This is a genomic window from Sanguibacter antarcticus, assembly GCF_002564005.1.
GTDB classification, from domain to species: Bacteria; Actinomycetota; Actinomycetes; order Actinomycetales; family Cellulomonadaceae; genus Sanguibacter; species Sanguibacter antarcticus.
Map to the genome: position 1 here is coordinate 2,509,044 of NZ_PDJG01000001.1, position 13,419 is coordinate 2,522,462.

The 13,419-nt window shown below is 72.1% G+C and carries 12 protein-coding genes and 1 riboswitch; of the genes, 7 read left to right on the top strand and 5 right to left on the bottom strand.

The window, feature by feature from the left end; all coding sequences use genetic code 11:
* Positions 1 to 5: 5 nt before the first annotated feature.
* Together ATL42_RS11440 and ATL42_RS11445 are read right to left on the bottom strand one after the other, a co-directional pair.
* Positions 6 to 1,556, bottom strand: a complete 1,551-nt coding sequence (locus tag ATL42_RS11440; protein ID WP_211281806.1) for an amidohydrolase family protein — start codon at positions 1,554 to 1,556, stop codon at positions 6 to 8.
* Positions 1,553 to 2,701 carry an MBL fold metallo-hydrolase gene (locus tag ATL42_RS11445; RefSeq protein ID WP_098455453.1) on the bottom strand — a complete coding sequence of 383 codons (1,149 nt, stop codon included), beginning with the start codon at positions 2,699 to 2,701 and terminating at the stop codon, positions 1,553 to 1,555. The genes ATL42_RS11440 and ATL42_RS11445 overlap by 4 nt, the downstream gene beginning before the upstream one ends.
* 238 nt (positions 2,702 to 2,939) lie before the next feature.
* On the opposite strand from ATL42_RS11445, the gene ATL42_RS11450 reads away from it, so the two are divergent.
* The 6 genes from ATL42_RS11450 (at position 2,940) to ATL42_RS11475 (ending at position 8,933) form a co-directional block, all read left to right on the top strand.
* Entirely contained in the window at positions 2,940 to 3,554 is a 615-nt protein-coding gene (locus tag ATL42_RS11450) for a helix-turn-helix domain-containing protein (RefSeq protein ID WP_211281807.1), read from the top strand.
* A 49-nt stretch (positions 3,555 to 3,603) separates the two neighbouring features.
* Positions 3,604 to 4,260 (top strand): pyridoxine/pyridoxamine 5'-phosphate oxidase, encoded by a 657-nt coding sequence (locus ATL42_RS11455; RefSeq protein WP_098455454.1) that lies wholly within the window; start codon positions 3,604 to 3,606, stop codon positions 4,258 to 4,260.
* A 168-nt stretch (positions 4,261 to 4,428) separates the two neighbouring features.
* A complete protein-coding gene (locus ATL42_RS11460; protein ID WP_211281808.1) occupies positions 4,429 to 6,117 on the top strand; it encodes an AtzH-like domain-containing protein in 1,689 nt (562 codons plus the stop codon).
* Complete coding sequence (locus ATL42_RS11465) at positions 6,114 to 6,920, top strand: cysteine hydrolase family protein (RefSeq protein WP_098455455.1); 807 nt, start codon at positions 6,114 to 6,116, stop codon at positions 6,918 to 6,920. The genes ATL42_RS11460 and ATL42_RS11465 overlap by 4 nt, the downstream gene beginning before the upstream one ends.
* Complete coding sequence (locus tag ATL42_RS11470) at positions 6,917 to 7,960, top strand: bile acid:sodium symporter family protein (RefSeq protein ID WP_245862472.1); 1,044 nt, start codon at positions 6,917 to 6,919, stop codon at positions 7,958 to 7,960. Before ATL42_RS11465 ends, ATL42_RS11470 begins: the two co-directional genes overlap by 4 nt.
* Before the next feature lie 148 nt (positions 7,961 to 8,108).
* On the top strand, positions 8,109 to 8,933 hold the full coding sequence (locus ATL42_RS11475) for an HNH endonuclease family protein (protein WP_098455456.1): 825 nt from the start codon (positions 8,109 to 8,111) through the stop codon (positions 8,931 to 8,933).
* Positions 8,934 to 8,940: 7 nt separating this feature from the next.
* Here ATL42_RS11475 and ATL42_RS11480 read toward each other — a convergent pair whose 3' ends face one another.
* Genes ATL42_RS11480 through ATL42_RS11490 form a run of 3 tightly spaced genes read right to left on the bottom strand, consistent with a single transcriptional unit; the run spans position 8,941 to position 12,864 of the window.
* Positions 8,941 to 10,074, bottom strand: coding sequence for an ABC transporter ATP-binding protein (locus tag ATL42_RS11480; protein WP_098455457.1), 1,134 nt, complete (start codon positions 10,072 to 10,074; stop codon positions 8,941 to 8,943).
* Entirely contained in the window at positions 10,074 to 11,765 is a 1,692-nt protein-coding gene (locus ATL42_RS11485) for an ABC transporter permease (protein WP_098455458.1), read from the bottom strand. The genes ATL42_RS11480 and ATL42_RS11485 overlap by 1 nt, the downstream gene beginning before the upstream one ends.
* A gap of 4 nt (positions 11,766 to 11,769) precedes the next feature.
* Positions 11,770 to 12,864: a thiamine ABC transporter substrate-binding protein gene (locus tag ATL42_RS11490; RefSeq protein ID WP_098455459.1), complete on the bottom strand. Its 1,095-nt coding sequence runs from the start codon at positions 12,862 to 12,864 to the stop codon at positions 11,770 to 11,772.
* Positions 12,865 to 12,921: 57 nt separating this feature from the next.
* A riboswitch (TPP riboswitch) is annotated at positions 12,922 to 13,026 on the bottom strand.
* A 94-nt stretch (positions 13,027 to 13,120) separates the two neighbouring features.
* Between ATL42_RS11490 and ATL42_RS11495 the strand changes: the two genes are divergently transcribed.
* Positions 13,121 to 13,363, top strand: coding sequence for a DUF4235 domain-containing protein (locus tag ATL42_RS11495; RefSeq protein WP_098455460.1), 243 nt, complete (start codon positions 13,121 to 13,123; stop codon positions 13,361 to 13,363).
* The last annotated feature ends 56 nt before the right edge of the window (positions 13,364 to 13,419 follow it).

Here is a 13,419-nt window from a genome sequence, read left to right on the forward strand (position 1 = left end):
GGTGGTCACCTCACGGGTTGGAGTGCGGGGAGGGTGCGGATCGGTGCAGCCGAGGCAGGACCGGCGGCATCCTGGCTGGCGGAACCGGACAGGTCGAGGGAACGGTGGGTGCGGGTGTCGGACAGGACGCGGCCCTGGTGGACGACGATGCGAGCGTCGACAGCACCAGCGAGGACGTCGCCGAGGTCGACGTCAGGGACGAGCACGAGATCGGACGCGTCCCCGACCGCCGTGCCCACGGGCGCGAGGCCCATGACGGTCCGGGGACCGCTCGTCACTGCAGCGAGCGCCTCGACCGGGGTGAGGTGTCCGGCGGTCATGAGGAGCGACGTCGTCTCGAAGGGGTCTGCTCGGCCGACGGGGTTGAAGGGGTCACGGAGGTTGTCCGCACCGGCGGCGAGCGGGATGCCGGCGTCGAGGATCGCTCGGACGGCGGTGAGCCCACGGGGCGCGAGGTGCGTCGCGTCCCAGGCCTGGAGGTAGAGGTTGGTGATCGGCAGGGTGACGATGCCGAGGCCGGCGCGGGCGACGACGTCGAGCACCGGCCGCAGACGCTCGGGAGGGAGCGAGCCGAGACGGACGCAGTGGCTCGCGGTGACCCGCTGCTGGAGCCCGCGCGCCATGACCTGGTGAGCGAGGTCGAGGATGTCGAGCTCGTCCGCAGCGACCTGCTCGTCCGTGTGGAGGTCGACCGGCAGCCCGGTGCGCTCCGCGAGGTCGAGCATGCGGGTGGTCTCGCGGTGCGGGTCCGGGGAGATGTGCGGGCAGCCGCCGATGACGTCGAGGCCGAGCCCAATCGCCTCGTCGATCACCGTGTCGGGTGTGTGGAACCCGGCGAGACCGACGATCTGGACGGTGAGCACGCCCTCGAGCGCACGCTGCACCTTCTTCAGCGCGACGAAGCCGCGCAGCGGGTCCCCCGAGAGCGGGAAGTCGACGTGCGTGCGGATGCTCGTGATCCCGTTCGCGACGTACCGCTCGATCGCCCGGGTGGCACGGGCACGGATGTCGGCTTCGTCGATCGTGGTGAGCAGGCGCTGCCACTGCGCGATCGCTGCAGGCAGGTCGTTCTGCTCGGTGCCGGAGAAGTAGTCGATGCGCTCGCCGCTCAACGCCTTGTCGAGGTGCGCGTGCGGCTCCGAAGCAGCAGGCACGACCCGCCACCCACGGGCGTCGACGACGTCACCGCCGGCTGCTGCGGATGCTGCGGCTGCGGCTGCGGCTGCACCTCCCGCAGATCCGTCCGCCGAGCTCGGGCATTCGTCTCGAGATCGGGCGCTCGTCGGCCCGAGGTCGGGACGGATGCCCGAGTTCGACGACCCGGATGCGGACGCGGACGCGGATGCGGATGCGGACGCTCGCTGGAGGGCTTTCCTGTCGGGGCCTGCGTCCGACCGGGCGACGGACGTGATCTGTCCGCCCGCGAGCGTGAGGTTCGCGAGCGTGCCGTCTAGCAGGCGGACACCCCGGACCTCTGAGACGGTTCGGCCTGCCATCGACGGCGAGCCGTCCGGCGCTCCGAGGCCCACGACGGTCCTGCTGCCCTGGCGGGTCATGAGGTCTCCTCCTCGTCGGTGCTCGCTCCCGGCACGACGGCCGACAACGCAGGTGCGGGTGCTGCCGGTGCCGGTGTTGGTGTTGGTGTTGGTGTTGGTGTTGGCGTTGGTGTTGGTGTTGGTGTTGGTGTTGGTGTTGGTGTTGGCGATGGCGCAGGTACCGATGTTGGTGCCGGTGCAGGTGCCGGCAGGAGGAGCGTGACCCCGCCGACGTCGTGCCGGGTGACGGCGTTGCCGAGCATGTCTCGGCCAGGGACGCCGTGGGAGTGGCCGCCGTGAACGAGCGCCGCGGCGCGCGCGACGGCCTCGACGTACGCGGGCGACCGCTCGGAGACGAGGTTGTGGGCGGTGAGGACCCGGCGCAACGACGGGGTGCGAGCGAGGTGTGCGGCGGACCGGGCGAAGGCGGCGAGGTCGGCTCCGTCGTTGTGGAGCCAGAATCCGGCGGCGATGATCGTGTCGCCGGCGAGCAGGATGCCGGTGGCGTCCTCGACGAGGCTGATGGAGTCGGGGCTGTGCCCGGGCGTGTGGACCACGCGCAGGGTCCGCTTGCCGAGGTCGATCGTGTCGCCGTCGGCGAGGGTGAACGTCGGCGCCACGGCGGGGACTGTCCAGCCCGTCGTGTCGGGCATCGGACGCATCTGGCCGAGGCCTGCGAGCGCGTAGAAGCTCTGCGCGTCGAGGGCGGCGTAGGTCTCGTACTGGGCGTGGACGTCGTGCATCGCGGCGGCGTAGGCCGTGAGGAAGGCGGGGTCGGCGGCGCCGTGCTTGGGGGTGCAGCCGTCGGCGAGCGGCTCGACCGCGCTGACGTGGGCGCCGATCCCGATGAGCCCGATCTCGTCGGCGTGCGCGACGAGGTCGGCGTTGCCGCCGCGGTGGTCGACGTGGTCGTGGGAGTTGACCACGACGAGCGGCAGGTCGGTGAGCGAGCGGATGACCTCGGAGATGGAGGAGATGCCGAGGCCGGTGTCGAAGAGCAGCGCGCGGTCGGTCCCGAGCACGAGGAACGTGTTGACGTGGCCGGGCTCGGCGATGAGGACGATGCCGTCACCGATGTCTTCGACGTGGAACCACTCGTCGGCGTCGGCGCAGGACTGCGGCGCCTGGGGAGCGGGCCCGGGACGGGCTGCGGTCGTGGTGGTCATCGCCGTCGCTCTCTTCCGGTAGCTCCTCGGCAGTGCCAGGAGAAATGTTGATAGGACTAACATCGAGAACGTTAGGTAGTCACTGTTTCCTGCACGTAACCACGAGACACCGGATGTGTGACCAGTGGACACAAGCCAGAAAGGCCGCAAGATCTCAACCTTTTCCGCCCCTCCAGCCCCCTCGGAGAACGACTCGAGGCTCGCCGCGCACCAAGCGTCGACGGCGGACCCTGACCTCTTGCTCGGTGGTGTCATCCGCGCCCGGCGTCACCTCCTCGGCAAGACGCTCGTCGAGGTCGCGACCGCTGGAGGGCTCTCGCACTCGTTCCTCAGCCAGCTCGAGCGCGGGCACGCACGCCCGTCGATGCGGTCCCTGTTCCTCATCGCCCAGGCACTCGAGACGACCCAGCAGGCGCTCCTCGCTGCAGCAGCCCCCGACCTGTCGCCGACGAACGGTTCCGGGGACCCGAACATCCGTCTCGACCGTGGCGGCGGGTCCTCGATCCCGGTCCAGACCGGGTCAGCGCGCCTCATCAGCCACGTCGAGGGCGGGGCCGACGTCACCGAGTTCCTCGATCTCCCGACCGAGTTCGAGGACGCGTTCTCCCACACGCGCTACGAGCTCGTCTACGTCGTGTCCGGGCACATAGAGATCGAGCTCACCCCGCCCGGCTCCGACACGCCCGAGATCCATACGCTCGGCCCGCTGGAGAGCATCGGCTATCCCGGGGCGACCGCCCACCGCCATCGTCGCGTCGGCGAGGCCCGCTGCGTCTTCCTCGTCGTCCACTCCGGGCCCGACGTGCTGGAGAGCCCGCCCGTGCCCGCTCCCGCGCCCCCGCACGACCACTGACCGACCACCGAAGAACCACTGAAGAACCACCGACCGAAGGAGCCGCACCATGACGATCGAGAACCCGCTCGACACCCTCGCCGCCTGGGCCGACGAGGCGGAGTCCGCCGGGCTCGCGAGCCCCCGCACCCTCACCTTCGCGACCGTCGGTGCAGACGGTGCACCGCACGCCCGCATCGTCTTGAGCACCGTCATCGACTCCCAGCACGTGCGTTTCCACAGCTCACGACCGACGGCCAAGACCCGCGACATCGCGGAGAACCCGCGGGCGAGCGCCGTGTTCTACTGGCCCGACCTCTCCCGGCAGGTGATCCTCCACGGCACCGCGACCGAGCTCGACGAGGCGACGTCGCGCGTGGCCTACCCGACGCGCCCGCGTCAGCTCCAGCTCGTCGCGTGGGCCTACGACGACGTGCTCACCGAGGTCGGCGTGCTCGGAGCGCAGGCGACGCCCCCTGAGGAGACGACCTCGCGCACGGTGGCCTCCGACGTACCGACGTCCACCGAGCGCATCGCCGCGAGCGTCGCCCACCACGGCGCGCAGGACCCGGCGACGCTCCCCATGCCGGGCTCGTGGACGACGATCGCGTTCGTCCCCGACCGCGTCGACCTGTGGCAGGGCGTCGGCCCCGAGGTCGCCGCCCACAAGGCCCGCTACGACAAGGGCGCGGACGGGACGTGGCAGCGGTCCGAGATCCTGCCCTGACGGACGCCGCACCGAAAGCCACCGGAAACATCGTCCGCATACCGTGCGGGCACACCGCCACTCCCCCTGGACCCACACCCCCTGAGCGAGGACCCGTTGCACGATCCGACACCAGCTCCGACACCAGCTCCGACCGGCACACCCCGTGCCGCGAGCCTGCCCAGCACCGTGCCGCTCCCGGGTCTCCTCGAGGCCGTCGGCCGCTACGAGCATGCGCTCATAACGAACGACGTCCCCGAGCTGGACGTCCTCTTCGCGTCGGGCAGCACCACGATCCGCAGCGACGGCGGGACGACGCTCGTCGGCCACGACCACATCGCGACCTTCCGTGCGCAGCGCCCGCCGGTCCCCCGGCGCACCCTCGTGCGCGTCCACGTCCGGGGGCTCGCGCCTGAGCACGCGGTCGTCGTCGCCGAGTCGGAGCGTGCTGACGGCGGCACCGGGGTCCAGACCCAGGTGTGGTCCCGCACCGAGGGCGCGTGGGCCGTGACGACAGCGCACGTCTCGACCGTCCCGCCTGCTGTCCCCGTGCCTGCGACCGGCATCCCCGGCGACACCGGCACGCACCCCGAGCACCCCGAGCCCCCCACAGACCGCACCGTCTGGCGGGTGACGGCCGAAGACGCCGCCGCCGACGGGACCCCGCTCCCGGCCCCGCCGGCAGGGTCCACGGGGCCGCTCGCCGGAGCCCGGGTCGCGGTCAAGGACCTGTTCGCGGTCGCCGGGCAGCGGGTGGGCGCGGGCAACCCCGCATGGCTCGCCCAGGCTCCGGTCGAGACCGCGAGCGCCGCGGCGGTCGACGCCCTGCTCGCGGCCGGTGCGACGCTCGCGGGCATCGCTCAGACCGACGAGCTCGCGTTCTCGCTCGCGGGGACGAACGTCCACTACGGCACCCCGCCGAACCCGGCGGCGCCAGGTCGGATCACGGGTGGTTCGACGAGCGGTCCCAGCGCTGCGGTGGCTGCGGGCGTCGCAGACGTGGCGCTCGGGACGGACACGGGCGGCTCGGTGCGGGTCCCTGCGTCGTACTGCGGCCTGTTCGGGCTGCGCACCACGCACGGTGCGGTCTCGCGCGACGGGCTCGTGGGCCTGGCCTCGTCGTTCGACACGGTCGGGGTGCTGACCCGGACGCCGGAGCTGCTGACGGCTGCTGCGGGTGCTCTCCTCCCGGCCCAGGACGTCGTGCGCACGACGCGGATCGTCGTTTCTCCCCTGCTCATGGACCTGGCTGACGACGACGTACGACTTGCGGTCGAGGCTGCGCTGTGCGCCCTGGCGCTGCGCACGGGGGTCCCGGTCGAGACGGTCGACGCGCTGACCGCAGCAGGCCTGGAGGAGTGGTTCGAGGCGTTCCGGACCGTCCAGCAGGCGGAGGCGTGGGCCGAGCACCGGGCGTTCGTCGCCGTGCACGGCGAGAGCCTCGATCCTGCGGTCGCGGCGCGGTTCCGTGCCGGCGAGCGCATCGACTCCGCCCAGGAGGCCGGCGCCCGCGCGGTGCTCGCCGGTGCGCGGACGACCCTCGTCGGTCTGCTCCCGCCTGGGACCGTCCTCGCGCTGCCGAGCTCGTCGACGCCCGCCCTGCGTCGCGACGCGGACGCCGCCGAGGTCGATGCCGCCCGAGCGGGCACGCTGCGGCTCACGTGCGTGGCCGGCGCCGGCGGGCTCCCTGCCCTGTCCGTCCCGACGGGCCGCGTCGGCACCCTGCCCGTGGGCCTGTGCCTAGCGGCGGGCCCCGGTCAGGACCGGAGCCTCCTCGCGCTCCTCGGGCAGACGCCCGGACCTGCTGCACCGCTCTCGTCCCTCTCGCCCCTCTCGTCCGTCCCTGCCCCTGCCCCTGCCCCGGAGGCCCTCGCATGACTCGTCTCGACACCTCGCGCGGCCCGAGCGCGGCCCGCAACTCCTGGACCCTAGGAGCCGACCGGGCCGACCTGCGCCGTCCGGCGCGGGAGCCGCAGGTGCTCCACGTGGAGGCTGCGCCGCAGTCCCTCACGCTCGACCTCGCACGCACCGCCGTCGTGGTCGTCGACATGCAGAACGACTTCTGCCACCCTGACGGGTGGCTCGCCGGGATCGGCGTGGACGTCACACCTGCGCGCGCCCCGATCCCCGTTCTCGCCGACCTCCTGCCCGCCCTGCGCGGCCACGACGTCCCCGTCGTGTGGGTGAGCTGGGGCAACCGCCCCGACCAGGCGAACCTGCCCCCCAACGTGCTCCACGTCTACGACCCGGACGGCACCGGGGCAGGCATCGGCAGCCCGAACAACGCGGCGGGGTCGCCCGTGCTCGAGGCCGGGTCCTGGGCGGCGGCCGTCGTCGACGAGCTCTCGGGAGCCCCCGGGTTCGCCGACGACCTGCACGTCGACAAGTACCGCATGAGCGGCTTCGTCGACACCCCGCTCGACTCGGTGCTGCGCAACCTGCGCGTCGACACGCTGCTCCTCGCCGGCGTGAACGCCGACCAGTGCGTCCTCGCGACCCTCATGGACGCGGCGAACATCGGGTACGACGTGGTCATGCTCGAGGACGCCGTCGCGACCACCTCGCCGACGTTCTGCATAGAGGCGACCGTGTACAACGTGCGACAGTGCTTCGGCTTCACCGCGCTGGCGAGCGACCTGCTCGCCGCGCTCCAGCCCGCTCCGAGAAAGACCGCTCCGTGACGAACCACCCCTCCCCCGACGAGGCCGCGCGCCGCCCGCACCTCGGACGCCGCGTCCTGACCCGCATCGACCCGTTCATCGTCGGGATGCTCTGCGCCGTCCTGCTCGCGTCCTTCCTCCCGGCACGCGGCGACGCCGCCGAGGCGCTCGGGTACCTGGTCCTCGTCGCCGTCGGGTGGTTGTTCTTCCTCTACGGCGTCCGCCTGCCGACGAGCGACGCCTTCGCGGCCGTCCGCGACTGGAAGCTGCACGGCACCGTCCTCGGCGTGACGTTCGTCGCGTTCCCTCTCCTCGGCCTGGCGTCCCAGCTCCTCGCTCCCGCGGTCATCCCGGTCGACCTCGCGCGCGGTGTCCTGTTCCTCACGCTGCTTCCCTCGACGGTCCAGGCGTCCATCGCGTTCACGTCGATCGCCCGCGGCAACGTCGCCGGCGCCGTCGTCGCCGCGTCGTTCTCCAACCTCGCGGGGGTCGTCGTCACGCCCCTGCTCGTGGGGCTCCTGCTCGGCGGCGCGGTCGGCTTCTCCGCCGACTCGATCGTCAAGATCGGGCTGCAGCTGCTCGCACCGTTCGTCGCCGGCCAGCTCTTGCGCCCCTGGCTCGCGCCGTGGGTCCTGCGCCACAAGCGCCTCACCACCGTGACCGACCGCGGCTCCGTGCTCCTCGTCGTCTACTCGGCCTTCAGCCACGGGGTCGTCGACGGGATCTGGACGAGCGTCTCGTTCGGGTCCGTCGTCGCTCTCGTCGTCATCAGCGCCGTGCTGCTGACCATCGTCCTCAGTCTCACGACGTTCCTCGGGCACCGGCTCGGGTTCTCCCGGGCCGACCGCGTGGTGCTCCTCATGTGCGGATCGAAGAAGTCCCTGGCCACGGGCGTCCCGATCGCGACCGTCCTGCTCCCTGCAGCGACCCTCGGCTACATGGTGCTGCCGCTCATGATCTTCCACCAGCTCCAGCTCGTCGTGTGCTCCGTCATCGCGCGACGCCTCGGCGAGCAGGCCGATCCGGAACCCGTGGCGCTCAGCCCGGCACCGGCCGCCTGACGAGCTGAGCCGGCTCGCAGCACAGGGCAGCAGAGGGCAGAGCGGGTGAGCTCGAGGGTCGGCTCACCCAGTACAGTTCGGACGTCGTCCCTGGTCGGCAGACCAGGACGTGCTGCTCGCCCACCCGCACCCTCGTCGCAGGAGAACCATGTCACGCCCCGCTCGGTCGTCCTGGAGCCGCATCCGCTCCGTCGTCGTCATCGTCGTCGGGCTGGTCGTCCTCGCCCTCGGCGCGGGGGTGTTCAGCGACGGCGGGCTCGACCTCGACGTCCTCACCGGGACCGAAGAAGCGACGACCGCGCCCCCGGCAGCCGGACCCCTGACGCCCCTCACCGCCGAGGCTCTCGACCAGGTGGTCACGACGGCCTCCGCCGCGGACCCGACGACGGCGCTCGCCGCCATCATGACGCTCGACGTCAAGGGCCGCGCCCCGAAGACGGGCTACGACCGCGACGAGTTCGGCCCCTCCTGGTCCGACGTCGACCACAACGGGTGCGACACCCGCAACGACATCCTCGCCCGCGACCTCACGAACGAGACCTTCGAGGCCGACACCCACGACTGCGTGGTCCTCACCGGCACGTTCGTCGAGCCGTACAGCGGCGGGACGATCGCCTTCCAGCGCGGCCAGGACACGTCCGGCGCCGTGCAGATCGACCACATCGTCGCGCTCTCGGACGCGTGGCAGAAGGGCGCCCAGTCGTGGGACGCCGACACCCGCAAGGCCTTCGCGAACGACCCGCTCAACCTCCTGGCCTCCGACGGGCCGCTCAACGCTCAGAAGGGCGACGGCGACACGGCGACGTGGCTGCCGCCGAACGGAGCGTTCCGCTGCACGTACGTCGCCCGGCAGGTCGCCGTGAAGCAGAGCTACGACGTGTGGGTCACGCAGGCCGAGCGCGACGCGATGCTCACGGTGCTCTCGACGTGCCCGCAGGAGCCGCTCCCGGAGGCGGTGCCTGCAGCGGGGTGAGCCTGGCTCACGCTCCGAGCAGCGGGACGGTCTGCGTCGCGTCGACCGCGATCCCGACGACGTCCCCCGCCGCGTACGACACCTCGCTGCTGGTGCTCCCGGCGCCTGGGGCCGTGCCGACCACCGAGTAGCGCCGCATCCCGTCACCGAGGTCTGCGTCGACGGTCACCTCCGTGCGCCCCCGACGGAAGACCGAGCTGACGACCGTCCCGGACGCCGCGGCCCCCTCGACACCGACGAGCACCAGGCCCGACGGACCGACCGCCCGCGGACCGTCGACCCCGGGCAGGAACGCCTGGTACCCGAGGAACTCGGCGACCTCACGGCTCGCCGGCGCCGACCACAGATCGTGCGGTGCAGCGACCTGCAGCAGATGACCGCGCGCCATGACCGCCACCCGGTCGGCGACCGTGAACGCCTCGTCGTGGTCGTGCGTGACGAACAGCGCGGTGGTCCCGGTCGCCACGAGAGCGGCCCGCAGGTCGACCGCGAGACGTTCACGCAGGCCCCGGTCGAGGGCGGAGAGCGGCTCGTCGAGCAGGAGCAGCTGCGGCTGGGGGGCCAGAGCCCGCGCGAGCGCGACCCGCTGGCGCTCGCCACCGGACATCGTCGCGACCGCCCGCCGTCCGCTGCCTGGCAGGCCCACGACCTCGAGCAGCTCCTCGACCCGCGCGCGGCGCGCAGCCCGTGGCACCCGCTGCATCCGCAGCCCGTACTCGACGTTGCGCGCCACGTCGAGGTGCGCGAAGAGCTGCCCCTCCTGGAACATGAGGCCGAAACCGCGCTCGTGGACGGGCACCCCGTCCATGTCGGCCCCGTCCCACGCCACGTGGCCGGACGCGACCGGCTCGAGCCCCGCGACGGCGCGCAGCAGGCTCGACTTTCCGCACCCGCTCGCCCCGAGCAGCGCGACGACCTCGCCGGGCGCGACGGTGAGCGACGCACCCGCGACAGCGACCGTCGGCGGAGCAGACCGCAGGCCGGGGTACTCGACGACGACGTCCTCGAGCCGCAGGCCCGTGCCACGGGGGCTGCCCGTGGTCGCGGTGCTTCCCGTGACCGTCGACCGCCCGTCGGTCTGCACCCCGTGCGCGCCGGCCAGCACGCCGTGCTCACCCGTCAGTACTCCGGGCTCGCCCATCAGAACTCTCCTGTTCGTTCGCCGCGGAGCCTCTCGGCCCCGAGCATGACGGTCGCGGTGATCGCAGCGAGCACGACCGAGGCCGCGAGCGCCATGCCGTAGTTCTCCGCGCCTGGTCGGCCGATGAGCCGGAAGATGACGATCGGCAGGGTGGTGCTGTCGGGCCGGGCGAGGAAAGACGTGGCGCCGAACTCCCCGAGCGAGACAGCGAAGGCGAAGCCGATGGCGAGGCCGAGCGACCGTGCCGCGATGGGCCAGTCGACCGTCGCCAGGACGCGGCGCGGGGGCGCACCGAGGGTCGCGGCGACCTCGCGCTGGCGCGGGTCGATGGCCCGCAGCACGGGCAGCACGGTGCGCACGACGAGGGGGACGGCGACGACGGCCTGGGCGATCGGGACGAGGAGGCCGGAGGTGCGCAGGTCGACGTCGAGCCCGAGCGGGGTGTCGAGCGTGATGAGGAAGCCGAACCCGACGGTCACGGCGGACACCCCGAGCGGCAGCATGAAGGCGGAGTCGAGCACGCTCACGGCGCGGCGCGCGGCTGGTGCGCGGGGGCGTCGGGACACGACGAGGGCGACGAGGCCGCCGACGACGAGGGCGATCGCGGTGGCGGCGGCGGCCGTGCGCAGCGACGTCCCTGCCGCGGTCCAGACGGTGTCGGTGAGCGCGTTGTTGCCGCCGGTCGTGCCCAGCGCGACATAGTTGCCGATCCCCCAGCCGCTCGGGGTGCGGAAGGACCGCACGAGCAGGTTGACGAGCGGCCACGTGAGCAGGACCACCACGACGAGCGCCGTGAGCACGGCAGCCCCGAGGTCGGAGCCGCGGACCGGGCGCAGGCGCAGCGGGTGCGTCGAGCGCGTCGCGGCGGAGAGGTTGAGCGCGTGCTCGCGGCGCGACCTCGCGCGCGCAGCGACCCACAGGGCGCTGCTCACGACGACCAGCTGGACGATGGACAGGACGGCGGCCGTGCGCAGGTCGAGGAACTGGACCGTCTGGATCCAGATCTCCGTCTCGATGGTGCCGTACCGCTGGTTGCCGAGAACGAGGACCACCCCGAACGCGGTCGCGCAGAAGAGGAACACGACGGCGGCCGCGGACGCGATCGCCGGAGCCAGCGCAGGGAGGGTGACCGTCCACAGGGCGCGGGCCGGCGACGCGCCGAGCGCTCTCGCGGCTTGCTCGGCCCGGGGGTCGAGGTGCTCCCAGAGCCCGCCGACGGTACGGACCACGACGGAGTAGTTGAAGAACACGAGCGCCGCGACGATCGCCGCGAAGGTCCCGTCGATGTCGAGGAACCCGAGCGGACCCGACTCCGTGAGCAGCGCACGGAACGCCACACCGACGACGACGGTCGGGAGCACGAACGGCACCGTGACGAGCGCACGCACCGCGCCCTGCCCGCGGAACGTGCAGCGGTACAAGACATACGCGCCCGGCACGCCGAGCCCGACCGAGAGCAGCGTGCCGACGACCGCCTGGCCGAGCGTGAGCCCGACCAGGCGCCAGGTGCGTGGCGTGCTGAAGACCTCGGCGAAGCCCGAGAGGTCGACCGCCCCGTCCGTGACGAAACCTCGTCCGACCAGCGCGAGGACAGGCCACGCGAAGAAGACGGCGAGGAACGTCACGGGGACCGCGACGGCGAGCGCCCACGCGCTCCACCGCACCGCCCGTCCGGGGAGGAGGACCGTCACCGTGCTAGCCGAGGACCGTCGCCGTCCACTCCTTGATCCACGTGTCTCGGTTCTCCGAGATCTCCGCGGGGTCGAGAACGATGGGGTTGGTCGGCAGCGGCGCGAAGTCGACCCACTCCGGGGGGACCACGGCGTCCGGGTCGACGGGGTACACGTACATGCCCGTCGGGATCTCGGACTGGAACGGCTCGCCGAGGAGGAAGTCGACGAGCTCCTGCGCCCCCTCAGGGTTCTCGGCGCCCTCGAGCACGCCCGCGTACTCGACCTGCCGGAAGCAGGTGTCGAGCATCGCGGTCGTGGTCGTCGTGCTGCCGTCCTCGCTCACGGTGTACGCCGGCGACGAGCCGTACGAGAGGACGATCGGCCGTGCGCCGGCCCCCTCGCCCGCGGTGAACTCCGTCTGGTACGCCTCTTCCCACCCGTTGACGACGAGCAGCCCGTTGTCGGCGAGGCGCTCCCAGTAGTCGAGATAGTCGTCGCCGTACTCGCCGATCGTCGCGAACAGGAAGGCGAGGCCAGGGCTCGAGGTCGCCGGGTTGCTCACGACCGTGAGGTCCTTGTACTCGGCAGTCGTGAGGTCCTCGAGCGTCTCCGGCTCGAGCTCACCGTTCTCCTCGAACCAGGCGGTGTCGACGTTCATGCACACGTCGCCGTAGTCGATGGCGGTGAGCGTGCCCGACGGGTCGGCTGCGAGCTGCGCGGACAGCTCGCCCTGCACAGGCGAGGTGTACGGGGCGAACACGCCCTCAGCCACCGCGCGCGACGCGAACGAGTTGTCGATCCCGTACGCGACGTCGCCGAGCGGCGAGTCCTTCGTGAGGATGAGCTGGTTGGCGAGCGCCCCGCCGTCGCCCGCGCTGACCACCTCGAGGGTGAGCCCGCTCTCGTCCTCGAACGCGGCCTTGCTCTCGTCGCTGATGACGATCGAGTCGTGCACGACGACCGTGACCGTGCCGGACGCCTCGTCCGTCGCGTCGTCCTGCGTCGACCCGGACGCGCACGACACCAGCCCCAGGGCGAGGCTGGTGGTGAGCCCGACGACGGCGAGCCCGGCCCGTCCGGACCGGTGTCGTGCAGGCTGGTGAAGAGTGTTCAGCATGTGGTGCGTCCTCCTGTGGACCGTGACAAGCCATGAGGAGGGGTTCCACGCGCACGCGTGGCGAGAATCCCGACTCCCTACACCGGTGCTAACCGGATCAGGTTCGAGGGTCTGCGGAATACCGCACTCTCAGCGCTCTTTCGCGCTCCCCTGTCGTTCGTGACGAGTTTACACGTGGTGTGCGACCGCTGACGTGGGGCGCTAGCGTGGGGGCACACCGATCGCACGTGGAGGAACAGTGGCCCAGGATCAGTCCATGCAGGTCAAGCTCGCAACGCTCGCCATCTCCTTCGGAGCCGGTCTGCTCGCCCAGAAGATCGTCAAGGCCGTCTGGCTCAAGGCGACGGGCAAGCCTGGCAGCCTCGTCGACGACGACGACGCGACCCTCGCGAGCATGGTCGGGTTCGCCGCCGTGACCGGAGCGACCGCGGCCCTCACCAAGGTGCTCGCAGCCCGCGGCACGTCGCGTCTCGCAGCACGGCTCGCCACCCGCACCTGACCCACCTCTCGGCCGGTCGCCCCGATGCTCTCCGGGGCACTTCTCCCCATCAGGCC